Source organism: Brevirhabdus sp., from assembly GCF_052826345.1.
In genome coordinates this window covers 1-12762 of record NZ_JBRBUA010000021.1, presented here as the reverse complement: position 1 = coordinate 12762, position 12762 = coordinate 1, and the positions used below count along the sequence as shown (strand labels likewise).

13 protein-coding genes and 1 pseudogene are annotated in these 12762 nt (G+C 65.5%); 6 read left to right on the top strand and 8 right to left on the bottom strand.

The features are described 5' to 3' along the window. Positions 1-18 precede the first annotated feature (18 nt). Positions 19-1833: a phosphogluconate dehydratase gene (gene edd / locus ACU0BR_RS03525; protein ID WP_446155463.1), complete on the bottom strand. Its 1815-nt coding sequence runs from the start codon at positions 1831-1833 to the stop codon at positions 19-21. Positions 1834-2151: 318 nt separating this feature from the next. Between edd and ACU0BR_RS03520 the strand changes: the two genes are divergently transcribed. Continuing rightward, positions 2152-3348, top strand: coding sequence for an RSP_2647 family RNA methyltransferase (locus tag ACU0BR_RS03520; protein WP_446155462.1), 1197 nt, complete (start codon positions 2152-2154; stop codon positions 3346-3348). Beyond that, positions 3345-3890 (top strand): RSP_2648 family PIN domain-containing protein, encoded by a 546-nt coding sequence (locus tag ACU0BR_RS03515; protein WP_446155461.1) that lies wholly within the window; start codon positions 3345-3347, stop codon positions 3888-3890. The genes ACU0BR_RS03520 and ACU0BR_RS03515 overlap by 4 nt, the downstream gene beginning before the upstream one ends. Positions 3891-3899: 9 nt before the next feature. On the opposite strand, the gene ACU0BR_RS03510 is transcribed toward ACU0BR_RS03515, so the two are convergent. The 6 genes from ACU0BR_RS03510 to ACU0BR_RS03485 form a co-directional block, all read right to left on the bottom strand. Continuing rightward, on the bottom strand, positions 3900-4595 hold the full coding sequence (locus ACU0BR_RS03510; RefSeq protein WP_446155460.1) for a M48 family metallopeptidase: 696 nt from the start codon (positions 4593-4595) through the stop codon (positions 3900-3902). A 160-nt stretch (positions 4596-4755) separates the two neighbouring features. Further along, positions 4756-5940 carry a vWA domain-containing protein gene (locus tag ACU0BR_RS03505; RefSeq protein ID WP_446155459.1) on the bottom strand — a complete coding sequence of 395 codons (1185 nt, stop codon included), beginning with the start codon at positions 5938-5940 and terminating at the stop codon, positions 4756-4758. A 3-nt stretch (positions 5941-5943) separates the two neighbouring features. Further along, positions 5944-6108 carry a hypothetical protein gene (locus tag ACU0BR_RS03500; protein WP_446155458.1) on the bottom strand — a complete coding sequence of 55 codons (165 nt, stop codon included), beginning with the start codon at positions 6106-6108 and terminating at the stop codon, positions 5944-5946. After that, a complete protein-coding gene (locus ACU0BR_RS03495; protein ID WP_446155457.1) occupies positions 6109-7473 on the bottom strand; it encodes a DUF2927 domain-containing protein in 1365 nt (454 codons plus the stop codon). Positions 7474-7477: 4 nt separating this feature from the next. Beyond that, the gene (locus tag ACU0BR_RS03490; protein ID WP_446155456.1) at positions 7478-7933 is read right to left on the bottom strand and encodes an N-acetyltransferase family protein; all 456 of its coding nucleotides are present in this window, start codon (positions 7931-7933) and stop codon (positions 7478-7480) included. A 178-nt stretch (positions 7934-8111) separates the two neighbouring features. Then, positions 8112-8951, bottom strand: coding sequence for an AAA family ATPase (locus ACU0BR_RS03485; RefSeq protein WP_446155515.1), 840 nt, complete (start codon positions 8949-8951; stop codon positions 8112-8114). Positions 8952-9129: 178 nt separating this feature from the next. On the opposite strand from ACU0BR_RS03485, the gene dksA reads away from it, so the two are divergent. From dksA to ACU0BR_RS03465, 4 genes and pseudogenes are all read left to right on the top strand, one after another. Then, positions 9130-9552 carry an RNA polymerase-binding protein DksA gene (gene dksA, locus ACU0BR_RS03480; RefSeq protein WP_446155455.1) on the top strand — a complete coding sequence of 141 codons (423 nt, stop codon included), beginning with the start codon at positions 9130-9132 and terminating at the stop codon, positions 9550-9552. A gap of 484 nt (positions 9553-10036) precedes the next feature. Further along, positions 10037-11422 (top strand): cytochrome ubiquinol oxidase subunit I, encoded by a 1386-nt coding sequence (locus tag ACU0BR_RS03475; RefSeq protein WP_446155454.1) that lies wholly within the window; start codon positions 10037-10039, stop codon positions 11420-11422. 24 nt (positions 11423-11446) lie between these two features. Further along, positions 11447-12450, top strand: a pseudogene (gene cydB, locus ACU0BR_RS03470) (cytochrome d ubiquinol oxidase subunit II). Continuing rightward, positions 12450-12545 carry a DUF2474 domain-containing protein gene (locus ACU0BR_RS03465; RefSeq protein WP_446155453.1) on the top strand — a complete coding sequence of 32 codons (96 nt, stop codon included), beginning with the start codon at positions 12450-12452 and terminating at the stop codon, positions 12543-12545. The pseudogene cydB and the gene ACU0BR_RS03465 overlap by 1 nt, the downstream one beginning before the upstream one ends. 1 nt (position 12546) lies before the next feature. Here the strand turns inward: ACU0BR_RS03465 and ACU0BR_RS03460 are convergent. Further along, positions 12547-12762, bottom strand: a 216-nt coding sequence (locus tag ACU0BR_RS03460) for an endonuclease/exonuclease/phosphatase family protein (protein ID WP_446155452.1), incomplete at its 5' end; no start/stop codon positions are given.

Sequence of the window (12762 nt, the reverse complement as noted above, 5' to 3'; positions counted from 1 at the left end):
GTCCTCGTGTAACAGGGGTCAAAGCAATGCCGAGGCGCCTTCGGTCGACAGCCCGACGTTCTGGCGAAAGACCTCGAACAATTCCCGGCCAAGCCCGTGGGAATTGGCCGAAAGATCCGCCGTCGCGGCGGGGCGGTCGGCGAACCCTTCGCTCAGCACCTCGATGCGGCCAGTATCGGCGTCCAGCCGCACGATGTCGCCGTCGATCAGCCGCGCGATCGGCCCGCCCACGGCGGCCTCGGGGCTGATGTGGATGGCGGCGGGCACCTTGCCGCTTGCACCCGACATGCGCCCGTCGGTGATCAGCGCGACGCGCAGCCCGCGTTCCTGCAAGATCGACAGAACCGGCGTGAGGCCATGCAATTCGGGCATTCCGTTGGCCTTGGGGCCCTGGAACCGCACCGCGACGATGGTGTCGCTGGTGAATTCGCCGGCGCGAAACGCCTGTTTCACCGCGTCCTGGTCATGGAACACGCGCACCGGCGCCTCGATGACGTGGCGGTCGTCCTTGACGGCGGAAATCTTGATCACGCCGCGGCCCAGGTTGCCCGACAACTGCACCAGCCCGCCGGTGGGCTGGAAGGGATCGCCCACGGGCCGCAGGATCTTGTCGTTGAGCGTGCCGCGGGCGCCGTCGGGCCAGCTATCCTGCCAGCCGAGCGCGCCGTCCGTCAGTTTGGGATCGCGCGTGTAGGCCCGCAACCCGCCGCCCGCCACCGTGCGCACGTCCTCATGCAGCAATCCCGCTTCCAGCAGCTCGGCGATCATATAGCCCAGCCCGCCCGCGGCATGAAAATGGTTCACATCCGCCAGCCCGTTGGGATAGACCCGCGCCATCAGCGGGACGGCGGCGGAGATGTCCGAAAAATCCTGAAGATCCAGAAGGATACCGGCAGCCTTGGCCATGGCCGGCAGGTGCAGTACCAGGTTGGTCGACCCGCCGGTCGCCATCAGCCCGACCATGCCGTTGACGAAGGCGCGCTCGTCCAGCACCTCGCCCACCGGGGTGAACTCATTGCCGAGCGCGGTGATGCGCAGCGCGCGTTCGGTGGTGGCGCGCGTCAGCGCATCGCGCAACGGCGTGCCGGGGTTGACGAAGGAGGCGCCGGGCAGGTGCAGCCCCATGAATTCCATCAGCATCTGGTTGGTGTTGGCGGTGCCGTAAAAGGTGCAGGTTCCGGGGCCGTGATAGCTTTCCATCTCCGCCTGCATCAGGCGCGCGCGGTCGACTTCCCCGCTGGCGAACTGCTGGCGGACGCGGGATTTCTCGTCGTTCGGCAGGCCGCTCAGCATGGGGCCCGCGGGCACGAAGATGCCGGGCAGATGGCCGAAACTGGCGGCGGCGATGATCAGCCCCGGCACGATCTTGTCGCAGACCCCCAGATAAAGCGCCGCGTCGAATGTATTGTGGCTGAGCGCGACACCCGCGGCCATTGCGATGACATCGCGCGAAAACAGGCTCAGCTCCATCCCGGTCTGGCCCTGCGTGACGCCGTCGCACATGGCGGGCACGCCGCCTGCCACCTGCGCGGTGCCGCCCGCGGCGCGGGCGGTCTGCTTGATCATGTCGGGAAAGCTCTGGAATGGCTGATGCGCCGAAAGCATGTCGTTATAGGCGGTCACGATCCCGATGTTGGGCGCGCGTTCCGCCGCCAGCGCGTCCTTGTCGGCGCCCATCGCGGCATAGGCGTGGGCCTGATTGCCACAGGTCAGATGCGCCCGACGCGGTCCCTCGTCGGCGGCGCGCGCGATCCGGTCGAGATACGCGGCACGGCTGGGTCGACTGCGCTGCCGGATACGTTCCGTGACAGCCTCGATCACCTTGCTCACCATCCTGCAACCCTTCTTTCGCCATCTTCGTCGGACGCGGTGTAACACGCCACGTTAGCGCTACCAAGGGGGCGCCGGAGATTCGCGCGAAATTCTGCGCGCGCCTTCGGATGCGCGTCGGATCTGGTACCGAGCGGTCCCCGAACGGCCCCGACCCCGAATAGCGACCTCCATTGTCAGATGAGCAGGATTGCCGCCGCGTCAAGGCTGTCCGCGCGGAAACCGGCCCGGCAAGGGCAACCACCGCGCAAGCTGCATATTCACGCGCAGCGCGGTCGCGTAGCGCTTTCCACCGGCCGCGGGCTCGGGTAAGGGATCGGCATGATGTCCTCTCCTTATCCCGTCGTGCGGCTGAAGCCGAAATCGGACGACCGCGCCATACGGCACGGTGCGCCCTGGGTCTTTGCCGATGAAATGGTCGTCGATCGGCGCACCAAAGCGCTGGCGCCCGGCACGATCGCGCAGTTGCAGGATGCCGAACGGCGCCCGCTGGCGGTGGTGGGGGTGAACCCCGGCTCGCGCATCTTCTGCCGCATTCTGGATCGCGACCCCGAAGCCACCGTCGACCGCGACTGGCTGGCAGCGCGGATCGACAGCGCGCTGGCCCTGCGCGAACGGCTTTTCGACGCGCCCTTCTACCGTCTCGTCCATGCGGAGGCCGATGGCCTGCCGGGCGTGATCGTCGACCGTTTCGGCGATACCGCCGTGGTGCAGCCCAATGCCGCCTGGGCCGATGCGTTGATGGACGATATTTCCGCCTGCCTTCAGGCGCGGGGCATGGGAAACGTGATCCGCAACGGGCAGGGGCGCGCCCGCACGCTGGAGGGGCTGGAGGAGCTTACCCGCGTCGAAGCGGGCGCGGTGGATGGCCCGATACAGGTGCCGATGAACGGCGCCACCTATGTGGCCGATGTTCTTGGTGGCCAGAAAACCGGCCTGTTCTACGACCAGCGCCCCAACCACGCCTTTGCCGCGCGGCTGGCGCGCGATGCGCGGGTGCTGGACGTGTTCTCGCATGTCGGCGGCTTTTCCCTGGCGGCGCTGGCCGGGGGCGCCACGCAGGCGCTGGCGGTCGACGGATCGGCCCCGGCGCTGGAGCTCGCCCGCCGGGGCGCGCAGCTGAGCGGCGTGGCCGAGCGTTTCGAAACCCGCCAGGGCGATGCCTTCGACACGATGACCGCGCTTTCGCAGGAGGGCGAGAGCTTTGATCTGGTGATCTGCGATCCGCCCGCCTTCGCACCCAACCGGCAGGCCGCGGATGCGGGCCTGCGCGCTTATGAGCGTGTGGCGCGACTGGGGGCGGCGCTGGTGCGGCCGGGGGGGTATCTGGTGCTGTGCTCCTGCTCGCACGCGGTCGATCTGCATAAATTCCGCAGCGCGTCGACACGCGGCATCGGCCGCGCGGCGCGGCGGGGGCAGCTGATCCACACCGGCTTTGCCGGACCCGATCACCCGATGCACCCCCATCTGGCCGAAAGCGGCTATCTGAAATCCCTGGTTTACCGGCTGGTCGATTGAAAATCCTGCTCGACGCCTGCGTGCTTTACCCGACGGTGATGCGTGAGGTGCTGTTGAAGACCGCCCAGGCCGGGGCCTTCGCGCCGCTGTGGTCCGAAAGAATCCTTGAGGAATGGGCCCGCGCTGCCCGCAAGCTGGGGCCGGAGGGCGAGACCATCGCGCGCGGCGAAATCGCGCTGCTGCGCGCCGCGTTCCCCGCCGCCGCGGTCGATCCCGCCCCGCGGCTCGAGGCGCGTCTGCATCTGCCCGATCCCGACGATGTTCATGTGTTGGCCGCCGCCGTCGAGGGCGGGGCGGATGCGCTGATGACCCTCAATATCCGCGATTTTCCGCGCGCGACGCTCAGCGGCGAAGGCATCGCGCTGCTGACGCCGGACAGTTATCTGTGGCAGCTTTGGTCGGATCGGCCGGAACTTGTCGAGGTGGCGGCGCAAAGCGTGCGCGCCCGTGCCGAAGCGATCTCGGGGTCCGAGCAGCCGTTGCGCGCGCTGCTGAAAAAGGCGCGACTGCCGCGTCTGGCCAAGGCGCTTGCGGCCAAATAAACGGCCCATTCAGGTTTCGCTGACGGATTTCCAGCGCGACTCCAGCGCTTCGATCGCGGCGATGCGTTCCTGCGTTTTCGGGTGGCTCAGCAGCCACGCGGGGGTCGTGGCGCCGCGCGCGCCGGTCAACGCCTCCAGTTTGCGGAACAGCGATTTCTGCGCCTCGGTGCCGATTTCTGCGCGGGTGAGCAGCGCCGCCGCGTAGGCGTCCGCCTCATATTCATCCTGGCGCGACAGCCGCGCGGCCAGCAGCGACGCCAGCGCATTGGCGATCCAGATCCCGACACCCGGCAGAATGCGCCCCAGGATCATCGCCAGCGCGGTGCGCATCGCGTTCTGGCCGGAAAAGTCGATCATGCGCCGCCGCGAATGGCCAAGCGCCACATGGCCCAGCTCATGCGCGATGACGCTGGCCATCTCATCGCCCGACACCTCGCCCCGGCGATATTTGTCGTAAAACCCCCGCGTGATGAAAATGCGCCCGTCCGGGGCCGCCAGCCCGTTGACCGGCGTGATGTCGTAGATGTGCACCTTGATCCGCGGCAGATCCAGCGCCTGCGCCAGCCGTGCACAAAGCCGCAGCAGATCGGCGTCGGCAAGCTCGGTCGATCTGGCGTCGAGCTCCTTGCGGGTCCGCCATGCGGAGAAGTGATACATCGCCAGCGCATAGAGAACGGCAAGCAGGATCGGCGTGAATTTCAACATGGATCAGATATGGCAATGCCGCGCGGTCGTGTCATCCGACCGGACAGATTTATCGGCCTTCTGCCGGAGACGCGGACGGCCCGGCGGCAGATCGCGGGGCCGAACGCCGGACCGAACGCCGGACCGAACGGGGGGCCGAACGGGAGGCGGCAGGCGCGCTTCATCGGCCCAGATCGCGCATCGCCTGCGAAATGCCGTCGAGCGTCATCGCATACATGCGGCCATCGAACAGCTGGCGGATCATCTGCACGGATTGCGTGTGCTGCCAATGCGTTTCGGGCAGTGGGTTGATCCACACGGAATCGGGCCAGTGCCGACGTGCGCGGGTTAGCCAGGTCTCGCCGGATTCCTCGTTCCAATGTTCGTTCGCGCCGCCGGGAAAGGCGATTTCATAGGGCGACATCGACGCATCGCCGACGAAAAGACATTTGTAGTCGGCGCCAAAGGTGTTGAGCACATCCCATGTCGCGCGCACATCGGTGCGGCGGCGGCGGTTATCCTTCCACAGCCCCTCATAGAGGCAGTTGTGAAAGTAGAAATGCTCCAGATGCTTGAACTCGCTGCGCGCCGCCGAAAAAAGCTCCTCCACCACCTGCACATGCGGGTCCATCGAACCGCCCACATCGAGAAACAGCAACACCTTGACCGCGTTGCGCCGTTCCGGGCGGGTCTGGACATCGAGATAGCCATGTTCGGCGGTGGCGCGGATCGTACCGTTGAGGTCGAGTTCCTCGGCGGCCCCGTCGCGTGCCCATTGACGCAGGCGCTTCATCGCGACCTTGATGTTGCGTGTGCCCAGTTCCACGCTGTCGTCGAGATTGCGGAACTCGCGCCGGTCCCAGACCTTGACGGCGCGCCGATGGCGCGAGTCCTCCAGGCCGATCCGCACGCCCACCGGGTAGTAGCCAAAGGCGCCGAACGGCGAGGTGCCGCCCGTGCCCAACCATATGTTGCCGCCCTGGTGGCGCGCTTGCTGCTCTTTCAGCCGCTCCCTCAGGGTGTCCATCAGCTTGTCGAACCCGCCCAGCGCCTCGATCGCGGCCTTGTCCGCGTCGCTCAGCTGTTTTTCGGCCATCTTCTCCAGCCAGTCGCTCGGCAGGTCCACCGCGTCCAGAACCTGTTCGGCGCCGATGCCCTCCAGCCCGCCGAAGGTTTCGGCAAAGGCGCGGTCGAAACGGTCGAGGTGGCGTTCGTCCTTCACCATTGCGCTGCGCGCGAGATAATAGAACCCCTCGGGGTCGTAGGTGACAAGATCAGCCGTCAACGCCCTGAGAAAAACCAGGTATTCGCGTAACGACACAGGGATGCCCGCGCCCCTGAGCCTGTCGAGGAAGGGCAGGAACATCTGTTAGATCAGGTAATCGACGAAGATGGTCACAAACAGCCCCGCCAATCCGAAGGCGATGGCGAAACTGCCGCCGTACTGAAGCTTGTCCAGCCGGTTGCCGCCGCGTCGGCTGGCCAGCCCGTAGCCCCAGACGGCGCCCAGAAGTATTCCTGCGATTATGATCATCTAACGTCCTGACCCTTTGGGCGACAAGGCGGCGATTTCCATCACCCTGTCGCGCACTTCGTTTTCCGAGCCGAAGCCATATCGCGCCCATCCCAGGCTGTCGACCCGCAGCGCCCGCGCATCCGACAGCTGCCCCTCGTCGCCCAATGCCGCCGCCTTGATCATCAGAAGCGTCGACAAAAGCGCCGCGTTTTCCGACGCGCGCGCGGCGGGCAAGCTCTCGTCGGCCAGCCGGATCGCCACCTCCGGGCGGCCGGCCGACAGCGCGAAGGCGGCCAGCTGCATCGAGGCATGGGCCGATTGCACCGCGTGATCCGGCAGGGCGCGATAGATGCGCGCCGCCTGCATGAACGACTCCACCGCCAGCTCGGGGTCGATGTTCATCGAAAGCTTGCCGAGGGCGAAATAGCCGAAGGCGCTGCGCGTGTCGTTCCACCCCTCGCGGCGCGCGATCAGGACCGCGCGCTTGGCGGCGGACTGGCGCGCGGCCGCGCCGTTACGCGGCCCGAGCGCGCTTTCGACGGCGTCGATCCAGGCGCGCGGCGTGCGCGGCAGCGGGTTCGGCGCGATACGCTCGCCTGCCGGGTTCAACCGTGCCAGAACGCCCGGCACCACGGCGGCGGCCTGCGCGCGCGTCATGCCGTTGCGCAGCGCGGGGTCGTAGTAGACGCGCAGCATCAGCATGTCGAAGCCGGTCAGAACGGTATGGAAATTGTCGTCGTTGAAGACGCTGTCGCTCAGCCGGTAGAGGTCGTTCAACGGCCCCAGCGCCTGCGCGAGTTCCTCATGCAGGCAATCGCGCACCTCTTGCGGGCTGACGTCGTTGGGGATGAACACGGAAATCGCCTGCCGCGCGCGCAGGGTGGACCAGTCGGTGCGCGGCCCCCGCCGGTTGCGCCGGAAATCGGCCCAGCCGGTGACGCGCGGCACCACGAAACAGGCGGCCTGCGGCACGTAGCGTTGCAGATCCTGCCGCGCCACCGTCTCGATCCAGATATTTGCGGCACCGCCGGGCGCAGCGCGGCGGATATCGATGCGTGCCTCGTTGCGGAACCGCGTCAGCACCTTGTCCAGATCACTGCCGAGCGTGCCCGGCGCCCCGGGCGCCACTGCGATGGTGATGGGCCCTGTGAAACGGGTCATATAGGGCAGGGTGCGGCCGCTCTCCATCTGAAAGCTGAGATCCAGAAAATCGCGCGCCAGATCCCGGTTGCTGCGCCGCACCGGCTGCCCCTTGCCGACGGGGAACACCTTCATCGGCGGCAGATCCATGGCGATCGGCGCGCGCCGCTCGGGCACCTCGATGGAGGGGGCTGCGGTGCAGGCCGACAAGGCAAGCACGGCCAGCAACAGGGGTTTCATCATGAACTCATGCCCGTATGTATTTGATGAACGGCGTCTTCGACCCGATCCGGTCGTAGAGCTTTCTCGCATCTTGATTGAAGTCCTGCGTCATCCAATACACATCGGGCGCGCCTGCGGCGTCGGCGGCATCGTAGACATATTCGATCAGCTTGCGCCCTATGCCACGGTTGCGCAACCGTGCATCGGCAAAGAGATCCTGAAGATAGCAGACGTTTTCCAGCTTCCAGCCGTGGCGATGAAACAGGTAGTGCACCAGCCCCACCGCGCGGCCGTCGTGAATTGCCAGCGCGCCGCTGTATTCATGCGGATCGCTGCTCAGCATCCGCGCAAAGGACGACCGCTCGATCGTCTCGCTCACGCCGCTGTCGTAATGCGCCAGATACTGGCGCCACAGCCCGCGCCATTGCTCGAAATCATCCGCCACAAGCGGTCGGATCTGCACATCGTCAATCTTGGTCATCGCCCGTTCACTCGTCTTGGTGTCGCTGAGCCGGGAGGGTACGTCGCGAAACCACGGAGTCCAGCGGGAATGGCATCTCGGCCCGGGCTCAGTCACGGTCTCGGCAGATCCGGTCGTCGTGGTCCGCCCTCGTCAGGATCGGCCCCCGCACCAGGGGGCAGGTCGCGGCGCGCGCAAGCTATCTCTGACGCCGCGCGAGAAACGCGAGGCGCTCGAACAGATGGACGTCCTGCTCGTTCTTGAGCAGGGCCCCATGCAGACGCGGCAGGGCGGAGGCGGCGTCCGCCCTCAGGTCTCCGGCCGTCAGATCCTCCGCGAGCAGCAGTTTCAGCCAGTCCAGAACCTCCGAGGTCGAAGGCTTCTTGCGCAGCCCCTCGGTCGCGCGCAGCTCGAAAAATTGGGTCAGCGCGGCGCTCAGCAGCGCCTCCTTGATGTCGGGGAAATGGACCGCGACGATCTTGCGCATCGTCTCCTGGTCGGGAAAGCGGATGTAGTGAAAAAAGCAACGCCGCAGAAAGGCGTCGGGCAGCTCCTTCTCGTTGTTGGAGGTGATGATCACGACGGGACGCTGGCGCGCGGTGACGGTCTGCCCGGTTTCATAGACGTGAAACTCCATCCGGTCGAGTTCCTGCAACAGATCGTTCGGAAACTCGATGTCCGCCTTGTCGATCTCATCGATCAGCAGAACGCAGCGGCCCTCGGCCTCGAACGCCTGCCAGAGCTTGCCGCGCCGGATGTAGTTCGAAACCTCGTTGACCCGCGGATCGCCCAGCTGACTGTCGCGCAACCGGCTGACGGCGTCATATTCGTAAAGACCCTGCTGCGCCTTGGTCGTCGATTTGATGTGCCATTCCAGCATCGGCAGGCCCAGCGCCTGCGCCACTTGCCGCGCCAGTTCCGTCTTGCCTGTGCCCGGCTCTCCCTTGACAAGAAGCGGGCGTTCCAATGTGATCGCCGCGTTCACGGCGACCGTCAGATCGGGCGGCGCGACGTAGCTGTCGGTGCCGGAGAATTTCATGGTGTTCATACGCGTCCCTAACCCAGGTCGAGCGGGACTGTATCAGGAACACACAAACCTTCAACACACCCTGATCAACTAGTGACAACAGGCCTTCCTTCGGTTACTGGAACCGCATCGGCGGGGGCGATGGAGCATCATTCCGATCCGCGGCCCGCCCACTAAAACGGAGAAGGTCATGAAAGCCGAAACTTTCCTCCCGGACGACTATTATCCGGCCGAGAACGAACCATTCATGAACGACCGCCAGACGGAGTATTTCCGCCGCAAGTTGCACGCCTGGAAAAACGAGCTGCTGGACGAGAGCCGCGACACCATCGAGGGCCTGCAGGACGGCACGCGCAATATTCCCGATGTCGCCGACCGTGCGTCCGAGGAAACCGACCGCGCGCTGGAACTGCGCACCCGCGATCGCCAGCGCAAGCTGATTTCCAAGATCGACGCGGCGCTGCGGCGCATCGACGAGGGCGAATACGGCTATTGCGAGGTGACGGGCGATCCGATCTCGCTCAAGCGTCTGGATGCGCGGCCCATCGCCACCATGAGCCTGGAGGCGCAGGAGCGTCACGAGCGGCGCGAGAAAGTGCACCGCGACGACTGAACGCGGCCCGAGCGGCCTGGTATTCCCAGCATTTCAACGCCGCCGCGCTTGCGCGTGGCAAGGCGGCGCGCGATTTCCGGGCCTTTGGCCGACAGGACCTGACGCATCGGGATCCCGGTGCGTTTTTTGTGAAAGCGTGCTGATCGGTCATTCCTGCTGCCCCGGGAGGGGGCGGGCAGTCTGTCGCTTCTTCTTGGAAGAAATACTCCGGCGCTGCCCTCGGCGGTCACGCTGTCCCGATGGGATCGCCGTGAGTATTTGGACCGTGAAGAAGCCGCCAGCGCCTTCCGTAAAGCCCGTTGATCTCCGCATGAAGGCGAAAGCGTGCGCTGCGTCTGCTTCGCCAGAACCGCGCCGATGCTCCCCATGAGGCCGCCATGAGGCTACGTGCCGCACCGCAGCATCGCAGTTAGATGCTGAGCCGACCTTTGTTTCCCGTCGCCGCGCCGTTAGATTGAACCAAACGCAATTGGCGGAGGCATCGATGTTTGCAGACTTCTCGGCAGAGGTTCTCGCCCGGTCCCAGTTCGCCTTCACCATGGCGTTTCACATCGTGTTCCCCGCCTTTTCGATCGGGCTTGCCAGCTATCTGGCGGTTCTGAACGCGCTTTGGTTGCGCACCAAGGATCAGACCTATCTGATCCTGTTCAACCACTGGAAGAAGATCTTCGCCGTCGCTTTTGGCATGGGCGTGGTGTCGGGCATCGTGATGTCCTATCAGTTCGGCACGAACTGGAGCGTGTTTTCGGACAAGACCGGGCCGGTTCTGGGGCCGCTGATGGCCTATGAGGTGCTGACGGCGTTTTTCCTGGAGGCGGGGTTTCTGGGGATCATGCTGTTCGGGCGCGAACGGGTGGGCGACGGGCTGCATATGGTGGCGACGGCGCTGGTGGCGGTGGGCACGCTGGTGTCGGCCACCTGGATCCTGTCGGTCAATTCCTGGATGCAGACGCCCGCGGGCTTCGGCCGCAACGAGGTGGGGCAGTTCATTCCGCTGGACTGGTGGACGATCGTGTTCAACCCGTCGTTTCCCTACCGGCTGGTGCACATGGTGCTGGCGGCCTATCTGACCACCGCTTTCGTGGTGGCGGGTGTCGCAGGCTGGCATCTGCTGCGCGACAGCGCCAACCCCGGCACGCGGCGCATGTTTTCCATGGCGATGTGGATGGCGGTGCTGGTCACGCCCTTGCAGATTTTCGCAGGCGACATGCACGGGCTGAACACGCTGGAAAACCAGCCGGTCAAGATCATGGCGATGGAGGGACATTATCAAAGCCACCCCGACGGCGCGCCGCTGATCCTGTTCGGCATTCCCAACCCAGAGGAAAAGCGTATCGATTATTCGATCGAGATTCCAAAGCTTTCCAGTCTGATCCTCAAGCATGACCTGAATGCGCCTCTGGCCGGGCTCGACACGGTGCCCGACAAGGATGAGCCGCCCGTCAGCATCGTGTTCTGGAGCTTTCGGATCATGGTCGGCGTCGGCTTCGCGATGCTGGGCGTCGGCCTGTGGAGCCTCTGGCACCGCTGGCGCGGCACGCTCTATCAGGCGCGCTGGCTGCATCGCATCAGCCTGCTGATGGCGCCGAGCGGTTTTCTGGCCGTGCTGGCGGGCTGGGTCACGACCGAAGTGGGGCGCCAGCCCTTCACCGTCTACGGGCTGCTGCGCACCGCGGAGTCGCATTCGCCGATCGACGCGCCTGCGGTGGGCACCTCGCTGCTGGCGTTCATCGTGGTCTATTTCTTCATCTTCGGCGCGGGCGTCTTCTACATCCTGCGGATGATGGGCAAGCCCGTGGGCACCAAGCGGCTGGGGCTGCGCGACGGGCCGATCCGCACCGCGGGCATCACCCAGGCGCAGGCCGACTAGGATCAAGCAAGGGAGACGGAGCAGATGGGCATAGAGCTGGACTTCATCTGGGCGGGGCTGATCGCCTTTGCCGTGCTGACCTATGTGATCCTGGACGGCTTCGACCTGGGGTTGGGGATCCTGTTTCCGCTGGCGCGTCAGGAACAGGAACGCGACGTGATGATGAATTCCGTGGCGCCTGTCTGGGATGGCAATGAAACCTGGTTGGTGCTGGGCGGCGGGGGCTTTTCGCGGCGTTTCCGCTGGCCTATGCGGTGGTGATGCCCGCGCTCTACATGCCGCTGATCGCGATGCTGCTGGCGCTGGTGTTCCGCGGCGTGGCCTTTGAATACCGCTGGCGCACGAAGCGCTGGAAACGCGTCTGGGATTACGCTTTTTTCGGCGGCTCGACCGTCGCCGCGCTCAGCCAGGGCATCGCCCTGGGGGCGCTGGTGCAGGGCATCAAGATCGAGGGGCGCGCCTATGCGGGCGGATGGTGGGACTGGCTGACGCCGTTTTCCGTGCTGACGGGCGTGGCGGTGCTGATCGGCTATGCCTTGCTGGGGGCGACGTGGCTTGTGCTCAAGACCGAGGGGTCGATCCAGGCGCAGATGCGTGCGCTGGCGTGGAAACTGGCGGTGGGGACGCTGGGCTTCATCGGGCTGGTCAGCCTGCTGACGCCGTTTCAGGATCCCGAATATTTCCGCCGCTGGTTCGCCACGCCCGGCATCTTCTTCAGCTTTTTCGTGCCCGCGCTGGTGGCGCTGGCCGCGTGGCAGCTGTTCCGCGGCCTGCGCGGCGGCCATGACGCGCGGCCCTTTCTGGCATCGCTGTCGCTGTTCATCCTCAGCTTCATCGGGATCGGCATCAGCTTTTACCCCAATATCGTGCCGCCCGCCCTGACCATCGAGGAAGCGGCCGCCCCCGACGCCAGCCTGAAATTCCTGCTGGTCGGCGCGGTGATCCTGATCCCGATGATCCTGAGCTATACCGCCTATACCTACTGGGTGTTCCGCGGCAAGATCGACCCGTCGCAGGGCTATCACTGATGTGGGTGCGGCTGGCGTGGTTCATCGGTCTGTGGATCGCGGGCGTCGCGCTGCTGAGCGTGGTGGCCTATGGGATCCGGGCGTTGATCCTGTAGCTTACGCGTCAAGCTCGACCCAGACCGGCACGTGATCCGACGGCTTTTCGCGGCCGCGCACCTCGGCGTCGATGCGGCAGTCGACCAGCAGGTCGGCGCATTGCGGGGTCAGCAGGAAATGATCGATTCGGATGCCGTTGTTACGCTCCCAGGAATTGGCCTGATAATCCCAGAAACTGTAATGCCCGCCGCCTTGCGTGCGGGCGCGGAAGGCATC